Origin of the sequence: Winogradskyella sp. KYW1333 (assembly GCF_003335675.1) — a bacterium.
Lineage (GTDB): Bacteria > Bacteroidota > Bacteroidia > Flavobacteriales > Flavobacteriaceae > Winogradskyella.
In genome coordinates this window covers 23715-37274 of the sequence record NZ_QPHL01000010.1, presented here as the reverse complement: position 1 = coordinate 37274, position 13560 = coordinate 23715, and the positions used below count along the sequence as shown (strand labels likewise).

Annotated in this window: 12 protein-coding genes; 7 read left to right on the top strand and 5 right to left on the bottom strand. The window is 35.5% G+C overall.

What is annotated here, in order from left to right; genetic code table 11:
• The first annotated feature begins 15 nt into the window (after positions 1 to 15).
• Genes DUZ96_RS01310 through DUZ96_RS01300 form a run of 3 tightly spaced genes read left to right on the top strand, consistent with a single transcriptional unit; the run spans position 16 to position 4419 of the window.
• On the top strand, positions 16 to 1299 hold the full coding sequence (locus DUZ96_RS01310; protein WP_114299879.1) for a dihydrolipoamide acetyltransferase family protein: 1284 nt from the start codon (positions 16 to 18) through the stop codon (positions 1297 to 1299).
• A 3-nt stretch (positions 1300 to 1302) separates the two neighbouring features.
• A complete protein-coding gene (locus tag DUZ96_RS01305; protein WP_114299645.1) occupies positions 1303 to 2370 on the top strand; it encodes a branched-chain amino acid aminotransferase in 1068 nt (355 codons plus the stop codon).
• Positions 2371 to 4419, top strand: a complete 2049-nt coding sequence (locus DUZ96_RS01300) for a thiamine pyrophosphate-dependent enzyme (RefSeq protein WP_114299643.1) — start codon at positions 2371 to 2373, stop codon at positions 4417 to 4419.
• Here DUZ96_RS01300 and DUZ96_RS01295 read toward each other — a convergent pair.
• Positions 4413 to 5708, bottom strand: coding sequence for a M20/M25/M40 family metallo-hydrolase (locus tag DUZ96_RS01295; RefSeq protein ID WP_114299641.1), 1296 nt, complete (start codon positions 5706 to 5708; stop codon positions 4413 to 4415). The genes DUZ96_RS01300 and DUZ96_RS01295 overlap by 7 nt on opposite strands.
• Before the next feature lie 174 nt (positions 5709 to 5882).
• Here DUZ96_RS01295 and DUZ96_RS01290 point away from each other — a divergent pair, with 174 nt between their 5' ends.
• On the top strand, positions 5883 to 6944 hold the full coding sequence (locus DUZ96_RS01290; RefSeq protein WP_258774286.1) for a bestrophin family protein: 1062 nt from the start codon (positions 5883 to 5885) through the stop codon (positions 6942 to 6944).
• 6 nt (positions 6945 to 6950) lie between these two features.
• Here the strand turns inward: DUZ96_RS01290 and DUZ96_RS01285 are convergent, their stop codons facing one another.
• From DUZ96_RS01285 to DUZ96_RS12855, 4 genes are all read right to left on the bottom strand, one after another.
• A complete protein-coding gene (locus tag DUZ96_RS01285; protein WP_114299639.1) occupies positions 6951 to 8627 on the bottom strand; it encodes a SulP family inorganic anion transporter in 1677 nt (558 codons plus the stop codon).
• Positions 8628 to 8749: 122 nt separating this feature from the next.
• Entirely contained in the window at positions 8750 to 9298 is a 549-nt protein-coding gene (locus DUZ96_RS01280) for a DUF4136 domain-containing protein (protein WP_114299875.1), read from the bottom strand.
• A 10-nt stretch (positions 9299 to 9308) separates the two neighbouring features.
• Entirely contained in the window at positions 9309 to 11303 is a 1995-nt protein-coding gene (locus tag DUZ96_RS01275; protein ID WP_114299873.1) for a urocanate hydratase, read from the bottom strand.
• Positions 11304 to 11317: 14 nt separating this feature from the next.
• Entirely contained in the window at positions 11318 to 11479 is a 162-nt protein-coding gene (locus DUZ96_RS12855) for a DUF5522 domain-containing protein (RefSeq protein ID WP_181855207.1), read from the bottom strand.
• A 49-nt stretch (positions 11480 to 11528) separates the two neighbouring features.
• On the opposite strand from DUZ96_RS12855, the gene DUZ96_RS13025 reads away from it, so the two are divergent.
• The 3 genes from DUZ96_RS13025 to DUZ96_RS01260 are packed head-to-tail and all read left to right on the top strand — an operon-like array spanning position 11529 to position 13559.
• Entirely contained in the window at positions 11529 to 11852 is a 324-nt protein-coding gene (locus DUZ96_RS13025) for a hypothetical protein (protein WP_114299637.1), read from the top strand.
• Positions 11853 to 11859: 7 nt separating this feature from the next.
• Positions 11860 to 12771 carry a 1-aminocyclopropane-1-carboxylate deaminase/D-cysteine desulfhydrase gene (locus DUZ96_RS01265; RefSeq protein WP_114299635.1) on the top strand — a complete coding sequence of 304 codons (912 nt, stop codon included), beginning with the start codon at positions 11860 to 11862 and terminating at the stop codon, positions 12769 to 12771.
• Positions 12768 to 13559 carry a glucosaminidase domain-containing protein gene (locus DUZ96_RS01260; RefSeq protein ID WP_114299633.1) on the top strand — a complete coding sequence of 264 codons (792 nt, stop codon included), beginning with the start codon at positions 12768 to 12770 and terminating at the stop codon, positions 13557 to 13559. Before DUZ96_RS01265 ends, DUZ96_RS01260 begins: the two co-directional genes overlap by 4 nt.
• Position 13560 lies beyond the last annotated feature (1 nt).

The following is a 13560-nucleotide window of genomic DNA, read 5'->3' as shown; positions in this document are numbered from 1 at the left end:
AAAATTGAATTTAAAATGCCCCGATTGGGTGAAAGTATAACTGAAGCAGCTATTATCACATGGTTTAAGGATGTTGGAGACCCTATTGAAGAGGACGAAATGCTGTTAGAAGTTGCAACTGATAAAGTTGATTCCGAGGTGCCATCTAATATTTCCGGTACTATTGTAGAAATTTTGTTTGAAGTTAATGAGGTCATTAAAATAGGTGATACCATAGCTATTATTGAGGGTAATGGCGAGACTGTGAATTCAAAACCTAAAAAGAGTATCATTTCCAAAAAACTTGAATTCTCAGAACGTAAGCAAAAGAAGGTTGTAATTAAACCCCAAACACTTCAACTGCAAAACACGGAAAAGTTTAGTGTTTCAAATTCTAATACATTCTTCTCTCCATTAATAATTTCAATTGCAAAGGAACATCATATAAGTTTTGAAGAGCTGGCTCGAATACCTACTACTGGTAAGGAAGGTAGATTGCGTAAGAGTGATGTATTTCAATATATTGAAGAGGGTAGACCATATAAATTTGCCCAGTCCTTAACTCAAGATCCAACTGCTTATCGAATTCCTCAATTGACTTTTGATAAGGGTAAGGGTAAGATTGTAGAGATGGATCGCATGCGTCAAATGATAGCAGATCATATGGTGTATTCAAAACACACATCACCACATGTAACTGCTTATGTAGAAGCAGATTTGACTAATATGGTGATGTGGAGAAATACTAACAAAAAAGTCTTCCAAGAAAAATATGGCGAGAAGCTCACTTTTACACCATTGTTTGTGGAAGCAGTCGCAAAAGCAATTAAAGACTTCCCTGATATAAATGCATCCGTAGATGGGAAAAATATCATTATAAAGAAAGATATTAATATTGGTATGGCAACGGCTTTACCAAGTGGTAATTTAATTGTTCCTGTTGTTAAAAATACGGATTCAAAGAGTTTATTAGAGCTAGTGAAAGATGTAAACTTATTGGCTTCAAAAGCTCGTGAAAATAATCTGCAGGGAGATGATATTAAGGGAAGTACTTTCACTATTTCTAATGTGGGAACATTTGGGAGTGTTATGGGTACACCAATAATAAACCAGCCAGAAGTTGCCATTCTTGCTTTGGGTATTATTAAAAAACGCCCTGAAGTTATCGAAACTGAAAATGGTGACGAAATTGCAATTAGAAGCATGATGTATTTATCACTTTCTTTCGATCACAGAGTTGTAGATGGCTTTTTAGGTGGGAGTTTTGTCCGTCGTGTAGCAGATTATTTTGAACAATTTGATATTAATAGAAAAATATAAGTTATGTCTTATTCAATCAATATTAATAAAGTTGAAAAATCTGGTATAGACCAATTAGATTTTGATAATATTCCTTTAGGAACAACCTTTACGGACCATATGTTCGTTTGTGATTATGAAAACGGAGTATGGGTTAACCCAAGAATAGAACCTTTAAGACCCATACCAACACACCCTGCTGCGATGGCATTACATTATGGTCAGGCGATTTTTGAGGGTATGAAAGCCTACAAGGATCCAGAAGGTACACCAATGCTTTTTAGACCAGAACAAAATGCCACTAGAATGAATAAAAGTGCAGATAGAATGGGTATGCCATTATTTCCTGAAGAATTATTTGTGGAAGGCTTAAGGGAGCTTGTCAGTATAGAAAGAAATTGGATACCACCTCAACAAGGAAGTGCATTGTACCTAAGACCATTTATGTATGCGGACGAACCATTTATTGGTATGAGAGCTGCTACCCATTTTAAATTTATAATAATGGCTTCTCCAGCAGGACTATTTTTCAGTAAACCAATAAAATTATGGGCTGAGAATTTTTTTATTAGAGCAGCACAAGGAGGAACTGGAGAGGCAAAAGCAGCAGGCAATTATGCTGCAGCAATAAGACCTACAGAGTTGGCCAAGTCAAAAGGCTATGATCAGGTTTTATGGTTAGATGCTGATGAGCACATGTTTATCCAAGAAGTTGGAACAATGAATATCTTCTTTAAAATAAATGGTGAATTTATAACGCCAGAATTAGATGGTTCTGTATTACATGGAATAACAAGGGCAAGTGTCATAGAGTTATTAAGAGATCTGGGCTATAAGGTCACGGAAAGAAAAATTACCATTCTAGAAATTAGAGAAGCTTCAAAAAACGGGGAACTAGAAGAAGCTTTTGGTACTGGAACTGCAGTTGGTATAGCATATATACAGGAGATAGGTAAGGAAGGTGATACGATTCATGTTTCAACCGAAAATCCAGTAGGAGTAAAAGTCAATGATACCCTTAATGCAATAAAAACTGGCCTTATAGAAGATAAGTTTGGTTGGATGAGAAAGGTTCAAAATGAACTCGCTTAAATGAAAAAAGAAATATTAAAGAAAGGCTTTATAAAACTCTGTACGGCCAAGGCAATGACTGAGTTATATGAGGCTAATTTCAAGCAAGTTTCAAAATATGTACACGCTACATCAAGAGGTCATGAAGCTGTTCAAATAGCTCTTGGATTGCAATTGTTGCCTCAAGATTATGCATTTCCTTATTATCGGGATGATGCCATGTTGCTTGCGTTTGGTATGGAACCTTACGATTTAATGCTGCAGCTTTTAGCCAAGAAGGATGATCCGTTTTCTGGTGGTCGGTCTTACTATTCTCACCCAAGTCTAAAGGATGATGACAAACCTAAAATTCCGCATCAATCTTCTGCAACAGGTATGCAAGCTATTCCTGCAACAGGAGTTGCGATGGGAATTAAGTACAAGGAACTACAAGGACTAAATGAGATCACAATGGAAAACCCCTTAGTGGTTTGTTCCTTGGGAGATGCATCTGTAACAGAGGGTGAAATTGCTGAGGCATTCCAAATGGCTGCTTTAAAACAGATGCCAATTCTTTATCTGGTTCAAGATAATGGTTGGGACATATCTGCAAATGCCGAAGAAACTAGAGCTCAAAATGCATTTGAATATGCTAAAGGATTTCATGGTCTTGATGCTATAAGTATTGATGGAGCAAATTTTATAGAAAGCTACAATGCTTTAGAGGAAGTAATTGCAACTATTAGAAAAGAAAGAAGACCAATTCTGGTGCATGCAAAAGTGCCGCTATTAAATCATCATACTTCTGGTGTACGCATGGAGTGGTATAGAGATGATTTAGATGAAGCTAAATTTAGAGATCCATACCCAGTTATTAAAAAGCAGTTATTGGATGCTGGATTTTCAAAACAGGAAGTAAAAAAATTAGAAGAATCAGCTTATAGAAAAGTTGATTCTGATTTTAAAAAAGCTTTAAAAGCAGAAGACCCAAAACCTGAAGATTTATTTACACACGACTTTGTGCCAACACCTATTATTGAAGAAAGTGGTGTGCGTGAACCAGAAGGTGCAGAGAGAGTTGTTATGGTAGATTGCGCTTTGTTTGCCGTAGAGGAGCTAATGCGTGAGCATAAAGAGTGTTTATTATATGGGCAAGATGTTGGTGGTCGATTAGGAGGCGTTTTTAGAGAGACTGCAACATTGGCACAGAAATTTGGTGACGATCGTGTGTTTAATACACCAATACAAGAGGCATTTATCGTAGGTTCTACCGTTGGAATGAGTGCCGTTGGATTAAAGCCAATTGTTGAGGTGCAATTTGCAGATTATATTTGGCCAGGATTAAACCAGTTATTTACCGAAGTAAGCCGAAGTTGTTATTTAACAAATGGGAAATGGCCGGTGAGTATGATTCTTAGGGTTCCCATTGGCGCATATGGTAGTGGAGGACCATACCACTCTTCATCAGTAGAGAGTGTTGTTACGAATATTAGAGGGATAAAAATTGCTTACCCTAGTAATGGTGCAGATTTAAAGGGGTTGATGAAAGCAGCTTATCACGATCCAAATCCGGTTGTCATTTTAGAACATAAAGGGTTGTATTGGTCTAAAGTGCCTGGTACAAAAACAGCAACTTCAATTGAGCCTGCAGAAGATTATATTCTGCCATTTGGTAAAGCTTGGGTTCTTCAAGAAATTTGGAAACAAGAAGATGTTGAAACACTCACAATTGTCAGCTATGGTATGGGAGTACATTGGGCATACAATGCATCTGGTGAATTGGGATTGAGAGACCAAATTGAAATTATTGACCTCAGAACTTTGTTTCCATTGGATGAGGATACTATAATGAAATCTGTAAAGAAAACAGGTAAGTGTTTAGTTGTAACTGAAGAACCTTCGAATAATAGTTTTGCCAGAGCCTTGGCCGGTAAAATTCAGGAAGAATGTTTTAAGTATTTAGATGGGCCAGTTATGGTTATTGGTAGTGAAAATATGCCAGCTATTCCATTGAATTCTACATTGGAAGAAACTATGATACCATCAACTGAAAAGATTAAAGCTAAAATTGAGATGATTTTAGATTATTGATTTATTAATCTATAAATAAGTATAGCTGTTCTTTTAGTTAAGGCTTCAAAAGTGTTGAGATTTACAGTTTCCTCTGGAGTATGTGCGCCTGAGCCCATTGTACCCAATCCATCTAAACAATCAACATATTCTGCAACAAATGAAGTATCTGCGGCGCCACGTTTTCCTGGGTCGTAAGCCAATACCTCTCCTTGATTTAAATCCATGCTTACCGTGTTTAATATGGATAATAGGTTTTTATTTCCATCGGTAGGTCCCATAGCTGGATAGCTATCTGTAAATGAAATTTCTGCTGAGGTCTGTGGTAAGTTATTCTCAACGATAGCTTTCATTTTTGAACGAGCATCTTCTTTTTGTTTTTCGGAAATAAATCGCAGTCCACCTTTTACGATGGCAGTTTGTGATACAACATTACTTTTCCCGAAGGTATTTCCTTTGCTGGTCATTTCATCTAATTCTAAAAATGTACCACCAAGTAATACACCTGGGTTAAAGGTTAGGTATTCTTCACCTTTTACTGAGGTATAAAACTCATTTAGTATCCGAGACATTTCAAAAATCGCACCTGCTCCAACATGTTCATTAAATATTCCTGATGAATGTGCGCGTTTACCAGAAACTTCTACTTTCCAACCGGAAGACCCTCTTCTGGCAATAGTCGCATAATTAAATCCAGTTGAAGTTTCAAATCCTAAGGCAATATCACTTCGCTTAGCTGCGTTCACTAAATCTTTTCTGCTAATACTTAATGGTTTTCCTGTGCTTTCTTCATCACCGGTAAAGGCAACAATAATTTGAGCATTATTCAATAGGTTGTTTTCATGTAATGCCTTTAATGCATATAAAATGATAACATCACCGCCTTTCATATCATTTCCACCTGGTGCATGAGCAATACTATCATTTACCATTTTAAATTCTTGGAAAGGACTGTCTGACTCAAAAACCGTATCTAGATGTCCTATGAGTAATAGTTTTTGTCCTTTATTACCAGATGTTTCGGCAAAGAAGTGCCCAGCTCTATTCATTTCTTCTGGCATTTCAATCCATGAAGTTTCAAAATTGATGTCTTCAAAAGCATCCTTAAACACCATTCCAACTTTCTTAACACCTTCAAGGTTCATGGTGCCACTATTTATATTAACAACTTTCTTTAAAAAGGAAATTGCTTCTGAATTGTTTTGCTCAATAGAACTTAAAATTCGTTTATCTGTTTTTGATAGGTTCTGAGCAAATAAAGCGTGCGATAATATTATAAAAAGGAGGTAGAGTAATTGCTGGATTTTCATTTTTATTTTTGTTGACTTTATCCTCTAAAGGTAAAAATTAAAATAATTAATTATGAAAAGTCAAATTATAGAATTTGTATCTTTCTATTTTAAAAAATAACAGGTTGTATTCTCATTGTATTTTGCATGTTTAATGTGCTAAAGGAATAAAATCATTGTACTAAAAATTTATAGATGCTAACTAAAAAACGATACTCGGTCAAAGACATGGTGCTTTGGACACGAGGAGAATCTTTAATATATCTTTTATATGCTGGTATAATTACTGTATTATACCATGTTTTTGAATTTACTTTTCTAAATGTGCCATGGACGCCAGTGGCTTTAATTGGTACAGCCGTTGCCTTCTTGGTTGGTTTTCAAAACAATTCTGCTTATGGTAGAATATGGGAAGCTAGAAAAATTTGGGGAGGAATAGTGAACACCTCTAGAACTTGGGGAATGAAGATTCAAGATATGGTTACTGATGAGTATTGTGATAAGCCTGTTGCCGAAGATGAATTGAAGTATCATAAAACTACGTTAATATATAGGCATATTGCATGGATGACCGCAATGAGATATGCTATGCGTCAAAGAAAATCTTGGGAAACACAGCATCAGGCTAAAACCAATCAAGAATGGCGAGATATGATTCATATTCCAGAAGAAGTATCTACACTTGAAGATAATTTATTAATGTATTTATCCGAAGAAGAAAGAACTTATGTTCTATCTAAAGGAAACAAGCAAACGGCCTTGTTGTATTTACAGTCTAAACGTATTAGAAACTTAAAGGAAAAGGGACTTATTTGGGAATTTGCTTTTCTGGAGCTTGAGAATGTTTTAGAATCATTATTTACACATCAAGGAAAGTCTGAGCGTATTAAAAACTTTCCATATCCAAGGCAATACGCAAGTTTATCTCTGTATCTTACAAGAGTATTTGCAATTTTATTACCATTTGGCCTTATACCTGAGTTTGCGGAAATAGGTCATTCTATGTCAGATAGTTTTTATTTAATTGGAAAATATTTTATTTGGACAGCAGTTCCATTTTGCGCAATTGTATCATGGGCTTTTCATACCATGGAAAGATTAGCGAGAACAGGTGAAAATCCGTTTGAAGGCGGACCAAATGATGTGCCAATTTCCACTATTGCAAGAGGTATTGAAATAGATTTACGTCAAATGTTGGATGAGAGCCCTGAAGATATACCAAGTCAATTTCCCGAGGAAAAAAACGTGCAGATGTAATTCGATCTACAGATTGTAATCAGATAATGGTTTTGTGAACTTTTCAGGATCTTCTGCCAAATAATAACGAGGATCATCAATTGCTTCTACTATAATATCTTCAAAAAGTGGACTTCCTTTACGTAACAGAACTTTACAATCTTGACTAAGATGTTTAAGCTTAATTTCCTTTCCTTCGGTTTTGTATTTATTTACCAAATTGAATATAGCTTCTAAGGCTGAATGGTCACTTATACGAGATTCTATAAAATCAATTTCAACTTTATCGGGATCATTTTTGACATCAAACTTAGAATTGAAATTTTGAATCGAACCAAAAAATAATGGACCCCATATTTCATAGGTTTTTGTTCCATCTGGTTGAATACGCTTACGTGCTCTAATCATTGTAGCATTTTTCCAAGCAAAAACTAATGCAGAAATAATGACACCTGCAATTACAGCAACTGCTAAATCTTTCCAGACTGTAATTGCTGAAACAGCTATTAAAACAATAGCATCTGAAATTGGTATTTTTCTCAGTATTCTAAAACTACTCCACGCAAATGTTCCAATCACCACCATAAACATAACACCTACTAATGCTGCAATAGGAATTTGTTCAATTAGAGGTGCTCCGAATAATACAAAGCATAACAATGCTATGGCAGCAACGGCTCCTGAGAGTCTTCCACGCCCTCCTGAATCTACGTTGATAATTGATTGGCCAATCATGGCACAGCCACCCATACCTCCAAAAAGTCCATTAAGTACATTTGCTCCACCTTGGGCTATACACTCTCTGTTGCCATTACCTCTAGTTTCGGTTATCTCATCAACTAAATTTAAAGTCATTAAAGACTCAATTAAACCAACAGCTGCTAGAATGAATGCTGTAGATATTATTAAATCCCAATGGCCAGCTAAAGTACCAAAAAGTCCAAAAATCTGATCTTGAAAAGTAGGTAAGCCACCTTGTAATCCTTCGCCACCACCTTCTCTAATAAAGCTACCTACTGTGCTCATTTCAATTCCACCAAAGATGGTGATGCAAGCAACTGCAATAATTGCAATTAAGGCTGCAGGAATCTTTTTTGTTAGTTTTGGCAGTCCATACATAATACCCATGGTCAAGCCTATGAAGCCCATCATTTTCCAAAAAGGTAAATTAGAGAATAGTGCCGAAAACCATTCGGATGTATTGTTTAGAAATAAAATATCTTTAGGTACAGCGTTTGGAAAAAGTCCAAGCTGAGACAAAAATATGACTATTGCCAATCCATTAACAAATCCCATCATTACTGGATGTGGAATTAATCTAACAAATTTGCCTAGTTTAAAAATACCAGCTAGTATCTGAATTCCGCCTACAAATAAAAGGGTGATAAAAAGCCATTGTAAGCCAAGATTTTCAATTGGTGCTTCTAACGTCATCCCAACTTCGTTTCCTTTCTGAATCAAGTGTACCATCACTACGGCCATAGCGCCTGTTGCGCCAGAAATCATACCAGGTCTACCACCAAATAATGCGGTAACTATACCCATCATAAAAGCACCGTATAATCCTACCAGAGGATCTACACCTGCAACAAAGGCAAATGCTACTGCCTCTGGAACTAATGCCAGTGCAACAGTCAATCCTGATAATATATCATTCTTTGGGTTTTGAGTAAAGTTCTTTCTTGTAGTTTGGCCAAGTATCATAATAGATGTGCTTAAAAGTCGGCAAAGATATATTATTTAGAATGAAAGCCTAATTTGTATAGCTATCAAATCAAAAAAAGCACCAATCATTGGTGCTTTTCAATACTAGTATTTTTAACGAGTTATTTTTCTGGTGGGAATTGCATCAAAGTTTTCTGAACAAATTCCTTAATGCGAGCCTCTTTCTTCTCAATATTTTTTGTTACCAAGTAACCAGTGCCTGAGCCTTGCCAAATTAATTCCTTCTTAGCGTTATCAATTATATCAATGTAAAGCATACCTTCTGTGCTCGTAGAAACTTGGTTGCCTCCCCAGCCAGGACCCCAGCCCCAGCCACCGTAGCCTCCCCAGCCCCAGCCGCCCCAACCCCAGGCATTGTTATAAACATCTACTCTTTGGGTTGATTTGGTGAACATGCTAACTAACATATCTGGATCTTCTGATTTAGTGTAGCCTTTAGCAAGTAATTCTGTTTCAATAGCTCTCAAGATCCTACGTTTATCTAAGTCACTGATTTCTGCTTTATCAATACCTGGCTTAAAAAAAGCAAAGGTCTTGTATTGGTCAAAATTTGCTTCTCTATCATAATCTGTTGCAACTTTTACAGAGCTGCATGATGTTAAAACAAGAGCAAAAACTAAAATGGGGATAAATTTTAATAATTTTTTCATATGGCTTTTTTTAAATTTTTTCCAATAAACTATCATCAACTGGGTTTGGTAATGTTACTTTTAAGTTTGGTTCGGCTTCCATAGCTCTTTTAATCGCGAAAATGGCGCCTTCATTTCTTGCCCAACTTCGTCTTGAAATTCCGTTGTTTACGTCCCAAAATAACATTTGTTTTAAACGTCTTGATGCTTCATTAGTGCCATCAAGAACCATACCAAAGCCACCATTAATTACTTCGCCCCATCCAACGCCACCGCCATTGTGTATACTTACCCAAGTGGCTCCTCTAAAACTGTCTCCAATCACATTATGAATAGCCATATCTGCTGTGAATCTTGAACCATCATAGATATTACTTGTTTCCCTGTAGGGCGAATCTGTTCCGGAAACGTCATGATGATCTCTGCCTAAAATAACTTCGTCAATTTCACCTTTTTTAATTGCCTCATTAAATGCCTCAGCAATTTTTACACGACCTTCAGCATCTGCATATAAAATTCTTGCCTGTGAACCCACAACTAATTTATTTTTTTGAGCTCCTTCAATCCACTGTATGTTATCAGCCATTTGTTGCTGAATCTCCATTGGAGAATTCTGCATTATTTTGTTTAATACATCACAGGCAATTTTATCTGTTTTTTCTAAATCTTCAGGTTTTCCGGATGCACAAACCCATCGGAATGGTCCAAACCCGTAGTCGAAACACATTGGTCCCATTATATCTTGTACATAACTTGGATACTTAAATTCTCTGCCTAATTCACTACCGTCAGATAATACATCTGCTCCAGCTCTTGAGGCTTCAAGTAAAAATGCATTTCCGTAATCAAAGAAATAAGTTCCCTTTGCCGTGTGTTTATTTATTGCAGAAGCGTGTCTTCGTAATGCTTCTTGTACTTTCTCTTTAAATTTTACAGGATCACTTGCCATCATATCATTGGCTTCGTCAAATGTTAATCCAACAGGATAGTAACCTCCGGCCCAAGGATTATGCAATGATGTTTGGTCGCTTCCTAAGTCGATATGAACATTCGCTTCATCAAATTTTTCCCATACATCAACAACATTACCTAAATATGCAATTGAAACAGTTTCATTTTTCTCTTTTGCATGTTCCACTCTAGATACCAATTCATCAAGATCAGTAATTTTTTCATCTATCCAACCTTGATCCAATCTAACTTTTGTGATTTTAGCGTTTACTTCTGCACAGACTGTGATGCATCCAGCGATATTACCTGCTTTTGGTTGAGCTCCAGACATACCGCCAAGTCCAGATGTAACAAATAAATTACCTTTTGGTGATTTTCCAATTTTTCTGAATCCGTTTAACACTGTAATTGCGGTGCCATGTACAATACCTTGGGGTCCAATGTACATATAGCTTCCAGCTGTCATTTGGCCATACTGTGTTACACCAAGCGCATTATACTTTTCCCAATCATCAGGCTTAGAATAATTAGGTATCATCATACCATTTGTAACAACAACGCGTGGCGCCTCTTTATGAGAAGGAAATAAACCCATTGGATGACCAGAATATATAACAAGTGTTTGCTCGTCATTCATCTCTGCCAGATATTTCATTGTTAATCTATATTGTGCCCAATTTGAAAAAACACCTCCATTTCCACCATAGGTAATTAGCTCATGAGGATGCTGCGCGACAGCATAATCTAAATTATTTTGAATCATAAGCATTATACCAGCGGCTTGTTTAGACTTTGCTGGATATTCATCAATTGGTCTGGCGTACATTTTATAGTCTGGACGCAGTCTATACATGTAAATACGGCCGTAAGTATCTAGTTCATTTTTAAATTCTGGGAGTAATGTCGCATGATGCTTTTTATCAAAATAGCGTAAGGCATTTTTTAAGGCTAATTTTTCTTCTTGATCAGATAAAATAGCTTTTCGCTTTGGAGCGTGATTTATTTCTGTGTCATATGGTTTTTGCTCAGGTAATTGTTCTGGAATTCCCTCCAATATCTGGTCTTTGAATGATATTTTAATTGTTTGCATTACTTAGTTTTTAAAGCATCCTTGTTAAAACCGTATGGACAATGTCTGCATCCACTTTCGCAACAATATCCTCTTTTAAGATGATATTGTTCGGTAAAGCAACGGTATCCTTCTGGCGTTAAATAATAATCACCTTCTTCTATTGGGACATATTTCTTCATCTTAAACAAAGATAATGTAAATTGGTGTGATTTTTGAAGTCTATAACTTGTGATTCTAATTTCAAAATATTTAGTGCCAAGAGGTTATTTAGGAATAACCTTATTTCCTTTTATGGTACTGAAAAGCAAAGCATTATCAAAAAACAGAGTTTTGATTAATCATGAAAAAATTCATTTAAAACAACAACTAGAATTGTTGGTGATCCCATTCTTTATTTTATATGGATTAGAGTTTGTTATTCGTTTAATAAAACACAGAAATTGGCATTTGGCTTACAAAAATATTTCATTTGAAAGGGAAGCATATATAAATGAAAGTAATTTTGACTATTTAAGAAATAGGAAGAATTGGAGTTTTATGAATTATTTTTGACAACTATATGCAAGCCAATAAGACTTCAAGAATTCAAGAAATATTACTCAGTAAAGACAAGGATATAAGCTTGTTTATAAAACGGGAGGATGAACTGCATCCCATTATCTCAGGAAATAAATATAGGAAGCTCAAATACAATTTAATTGAGGCTAAAAACCAAGAAAAGAATACTATCCTGAGTTTTGGTGGCGCTTTTTCAAATCATATTGCTGCTATAGCATACGCTTCTGAGATTAATGGATTTAATTCAGTTGGTGTTATAAGAGGAGAAGAATTGGTTGATAAAATTGAATCCAATCCAACTTTGAACTTTGCAAAATCTTGCGGAATGAAATTCTTTTTTGTGAGTAGGGAAACATACAGAAATAAGAATCATCAATCATTTACTAAAGAATTACAAAATAGATTTGGAGATTTTTATTTGGTACCTGAAGGAGGAACTAATGAACTTGCAGTTAAAGGTTGTGAGGAAATTTTGAAACAAGATGATAGAAACTTCAATTTTATATGTACTTCTGTTGGTACAGGTGGGACAATATCTGGATTGGTAAATGCATCTGATGCTAATCAAAAAATATTGGGTTTTCCGGCGTTAAAAGTTGATTTTTTAAAGGAAGATATTCGTAAATTTGCCAATCAAAAAAACTGGGAATTGATAACGGATTATCATTTTGGTGGATATGGAAAAATAAAGCCAGAATTAATTACGTTTATTAATAGTTTTAAAGACAAATTTGGTATTCCGTTAGATCCAATATACACAGGAAAAATGATGTATGGGATTTTTGATTTGATAAGCAAGGATTATTTTCCGAAGAATTCAAAAGTACTAGTTATTCATACAGGCGGTCTCCAGGGAATAAAAGGTATGAATTTGAGATTAAAACAAAAGAACTTACCATTGATTAAGGTATGATTAAAAGTTTAAAATATTTTGTAGTAATACTTTTTATTTTTGGTTGTGGCCCAAAAAAAGGGATAGTTACCAAGAAAAAGGACGATAATGACAAAACTGTCGTAGTTGTAACTGATTCTACAAAGGACGAAGATTCAAATAGTGAGATAGTATCAAAGCCACCAGGCTCAGTTGATGCTTACATATCAAAATATGCGTCTATAGCTAAAGCTGAAATGCACCAATCAAAAATACCAGCAAGTATTACATTAGCTCAAGGAATTTTAGAATCAGGTTCTGGGAAGGGCAGGTTGGCTGTTGAAGCAAATAATCATTTCGGTATAAAGTGCCATGGGTGGAAAGGAGCAAAGATTTATCATGATGACGATAGGTCTCAAGAATGTTTTAGAAAATATCAAAAAGCAGAATTATCTTATAAAGATCATTCAGAGTTTTTAACAGGCAGAAAACGATATTCAAAATTGTTTGAGCTAAAACCAAATGACTATAAGAGCTGGGCTAAAGGTTTGAGAGCAGCTGGTTATGCAACAGATAGAAAGTATCCCCAAAAACTTATTAGTTTAATTGAACGTTATGAGCTCTATAAGTATGATGATGAGGTTCTAGGAGACGAAACGCCAAGACGAGTAATGGTAAATAGTGGTATTACATTTCATATAGTAGAGAAGGGAGATACCCTTTATTCGCTGTCTAGACGATATAAAACAACTGTAGATGCCATTAAGGGATTAAATGATTTAGATTCTAATGATTTGACCATTGGTCAAGAGCTTAAAATTCCAAATTAAA

Coding starts and splice junctions, on each gene's coding strand:
- DUZ96_RS01310 (WP_114299879.1), top strand. CDS start 16: ATGCCCCGATTGGGTGAAAGTATAACTGAAGCAGCTATTATCACATGG.
- DUZ96_RS01305 (WP_114299645.1), top strand. CDS start 1,303: ATGTCTTATTCAATCAATATTAATAAAGTTGAAAAATCTGGTATAGAC.
- DUZ96_RS01300 (WP_114299643.1), top strand. CDS start 2,371: ATGAAAAAAGAAATATTAAAGAAAGGCTTTATAAAACTCTGTACGGCC.
- DUZ96_RS01295 (WP_114299641.1), bottom strand. CDS start 5,708: ATGAAAATCCAGCAATTACTCTACCTCCTTTTTATAATATTATCGCAC.
- DUZ96_RS01290 (WP_258774286.1), top strand. CDS start 5,883: ATGCTAACTAAAAAACGATACTCGGTCAAAGACATGGTGCTTTGGACA.
- DUZ96_RS01285 (WP_114299639.1), bottom strand. CDS start 8,627: ATGATACTTGGCCAAACTACAAGAAAGAACTTTACTCAAAACCCAAAG.
- DUZ96_RS01280 (WP_114299875.1), bottom strand. CDS start 9,298: ATGAAAAAATTATTAAAATTTATCCCCATTTTAGTTTTTGCTCTTGTT.
- DUZ96_RS12855 (WP_181855207.1), bottom strand. CDS start 11,479: ATGAAGAAATATGTCCCAATAGAAGAAGGTGATTATTATTTAACGCCA.
- DUZ96_RS01265 (WP_114299635.1), top strand. CDS start 11,860: ATGCAAGCCAATAAGACTTCAAGAATTCAAGAAATATTACTCAGTAAA.
- DUZ96_RS01260 (WP_114299633.1), top strand. CDS start 12,768: ATGATTAAAAGTTTAAAATATTTTGTAGTAATACTTTTTATTTTTGGT.